The sequence below is a fragment of the Syntrophorhabdus sp. genome, from assembly GCA_012719415.1.
Taxonomy (GTDB): Bacteria; Desulfobacterota; Syntrophorhabdia; order Syntrophorhabdales; family Syntrophorhabdaceae; genus Delta-02.
The window spans coordinates 1-3349 of record JAAYAK010000211.1 but is presented as its reverse complement, the minus strand read 5'-3'; the positions used below and the strand labels follow the sequence as shown (position 1 = coordinate 3349).

The window sequence follows — 3349 nt, the reverse complement described above, 5'->3', positions numbered from 1 at the left end:
TACACGGAATCGGGGGCGGGCGCCTTGAACCTCAATGTGGACAGACAGGACACCGAGTCCCTCCAGGGCTACATCGGGGGAAGGCTCTATTACACATGGAACACGGGCAAGTCCTCCGTGATGCCCACCATCCATGCATCCTACGGCCACGAGTTCTTAAGAGGCGGCCAGAGCATCACGTCACGCCTCGCACAAGGCAGTTCACCCTTCAGCATCGAGACCCAATCGCCTGACAGGAACTTCTTCCTCTGCGGCGCAGGTGTCTCGATGTTCCTGATGAACGGCGCGTCATTTCACCTGAGGTACAACGCCCAGATAACCACGGACAAGTATGTCGCGCACGGCATCAAGGGCATCGCCAGACTCTCCTTCTAGCCGCCGGTACGCCCCTTCCATGTGTCCATTTCTTCGCGAATATCTGTCGGTGATACCTATTCCCGCTCCAATGCCTCGCGCACCTTGGCGGCGAGGTCCTGGATCGAGAACGGTTTCTGGATGAAGACAACACCTTCGTCGAGCTCTCCCTGGCGGGCGATGATGTCGGCCGTGTAGCCGGACGCGAACAGGCACCCGAGTCCGGGCCTGACGCCGCGGAGAAGTTCCGCCAGTTCTCGTCCGTTCATCTCCGGCATCACCACGTCGGTGAGCACAAGGTGTATCTCCCCGGTGTAGGTCCTGACCTGATCAAGCGCCTCGCCCGGTGTCCCGGCGGCGAGCACCTTGTAGCCCAGGGATTCCAGCATTTCCCGGCCCACGCTCAGGATCGTCGGCTCGTCCTCCACCAGAAGAATCGTCTCCCCCCGGCCCTTCGGGACCTCCACGCGGTTCTCGGCCGCCGGCTCGATCGCTTGCCCTGCAAAGCGGGGCAGATAGATCCTGAACGTCGAACCCTTCCCCCGTTCGCTGTAGACATTGATAAACCCGCCGTTCTGCTTGACAATGCCATAGACCGTGGCCAGGCCGAGACCGGTACCCTTCCCCGGCTCTTTGGTGGTGAAGAAGGGCTCGAAGATGTGATCAAGAATGTTCCTGTCCATCCCGTCACCGTCATCGCTCACTGCCAGCATGACGTATTCTCCGGGGACAAAACCGGGATCGAGAGCACAATGGGTCTCATCAAAGACCGCAGTCCCGGTCTCGATGGTGATTCTGCCCACTCCGGGGATGGCATCGCGGGCGTTGACGCAGAGGTTCGCCAGGAGTTGGTCGAGCTGAGAGGGGTCGATCCTGACGGGCCACAGATCTGTCGCGGGCACCCAGGCAACTTCGATGTTCTCGCCCATCAACCGCTGCAGCATGTTGAGCATGCTCGCCACGGTATCGTTCACGCAGATGACCCTGGGCGCCACGGTCTGTTTGCGCGCGAAGGCCAACAGCTGCCTGACGAGATCGGCGGAGCGGAGGGCAGATTCCTTGATGACGTTGAGGCTGCCATGGATCGGCTCAGATGGAACACACATCCTCATTGCCAGTTCGGCATGGCCGAGGATCGCGGTCAGCATGTTGTTGAAGTCGTGTGCCACACCACCCGCCAGGCGGCCTACGGATTCCAGCTTCTGGGCCTGACCGAGCTGCTCCCGGAGCTTCTCCCGCTCCTCCTCCGCCCGTTTGAGCTCCGTGATGTCCTCCGATATCCCGAGGAGATAAACCGGTTTCCCATCCCTGCCCATGATCGGTATCTTCTGCGTGTGGAGTATCCGTCTTCCCGTGCTCGTGTCTATGGCCTCCTCGGGTATGTCGAACATCCGGCCGCTTTCCAGCATTTCCCTGTCCTTTCCTGTAAAGAAGTCCGCCTGCTCCCCGGGGAAGATATCATGGTCGGTCTTACCGATGAGATCTTCCCTCCGGTATCCCAGCAACTTCTCGCCGGCCTTGTTGAATCGGACAAATCTCAGGTCCCGGGCATCTTTGATGAAGATCATGTTCGGTATGTTCTCTATGATCGAAGAGAGGAACTCCTCGCTCAGTTTCAGCGCCCGCTCGGTCCTGTGCTGACGGACGATGGCAATACTGAGAAGGACGACCAGGAAACCCAGCGCCGACACGACGGAGACGGTTGCCCAGACAAGGCCCTTGTACCTGTCGTAGAACGAATCGGGGCGATTGACGACGACGCTGTCCCGCGGGAGTCTCGACAAAGGAATGTCGAACCGCTCAAGCTCACGGTGATCGAACATGTAGCGGTTGGCATCGAGGCCCCCGACAACGGGAATACGGTCGGCACTCTCACCACCGAGGACCCGCAGCGCCAGTTGCCCGGCCACCTGCCCCTGCCGGTAACCGCTCACGAGCTTGCCTCCCACAATACCATGTCCAAGATAGACGTCCCAGAGTGAATAGGCTGGAACGCCGCTGTACCGGGAGACCCATTTCGTGGTCTCTCCATACATCATCTGACGGCCTGTCGGGTCCGTTATCAGCCCGTTGATGAAAACGACGGAGCCGCTCTGAAGCCTCTCCAATCGTGTCCTCAGTTCGGGGCCCGGCACGTCATCCCAGAAAGAGACCTTCAGATGGGAGGGTATTCCGGGCATCGCGGCGACGAAGCTATCCCGGTTATGCTTGTCCGCCGCCACAGAAGTCCGCCCGATAACAACGATCTCCCTGGTCTCGGGATGCAGGTGGAGCACAAGCTTCACCGTCTCGATGACCGAGAGATCCTCGGCGACGCCGGTGATCCCCCGATGTTTCGAGACCATCGACGGGTTGAAATCGTTGATGCCGCAAAAGACCACGGGTATGCCCGGAAAGAGACGGTCTCGCTGTTCCAGAACGAGGTCGAGGGCGTTGTTGTCCGATGCAATTACCAGGTCCGGAATCGTCCCCTCCAGTTTCGCGAGAAGCAGTTCCCGAATTCTCCGGGAGAGTTCAGACTTCGGATAACGCCGGGCATCCAGGTACTCGGCGCTTATCTGGATATCGGAGTCGCTCCGGGACAAGGCATCCCGGATACCGCTCGTGACGGCATCGGTCCAGGTGAGACCTGAATGATAGGAATGGATGATGAGAACCTGATTCCTGCCCTGAGGTGATAGCGCGTGTACCGGTACCGCCATGAGCAGAAGCAGCAGCACGATGTGGATCGCATGGATCAGGCGAACGCGTATGTCCATTCAACGTCCTTCTCTTCTCCGGTGTGGCGCGAACCGCCGCGACGGCCGGCGCTTTGCCCCCTTCAGGGTATCGTCAATTGCCTGACGAACTTAAGAAAGATACCACTTCGCCGCTGTGCTCTCACCGATCCTCCCCGTCGTAGCCGTGGAGGGAGAGATAAACACAGGTTACCGTCCTTACGTCCATATGCCCATCCTTTCACTGCTTACCTGTTCCAATGCTCCACGAAGATGAG

General features: G+C 59.3%; 2 protein-coding genes. One reads left to right on the top strand and one right to left on the bottom strand.

Annotation, left to right across the window (positions count from 1 at the left end; translation table 11 throughout):
• On the top strand, nt 1–375 hold a 375-nt coding region (locus tag GXX82_12660), incomplete at its 5' end, for an autotransporter outer membrane beta-barrel domain-containing protein (protein NLT23889.1).
• A gap of 56 nt (nt 376–431) precedes the next feature.
• On the opposite strand, the gene GXX82_12655 is transcribed toward GXX82_12660, so the two are convergent.
• Nucleotides 432–3113: a PAS domain S-box protein gene (locus GXX82_12655; GenBank protein ID NLT23888.1), complete on the bottom strand. Its 2682-nt coding sequence runs from the start codon at nt 3111–3113 to the stop codon at nt 432–434.
• Nucleotides 3114–3349 lie beyond the last annotated feature (236 nt).

Excerpts from the sequence above, each read along its gene's own strand:
- GXX82_12655 (NLT23888.1), bottom strand. The coding sequence starts at position 3,113 with ATGGACATACGCGTTCGCCTGATCCATGCGATCCACATCGTGCTGCTG.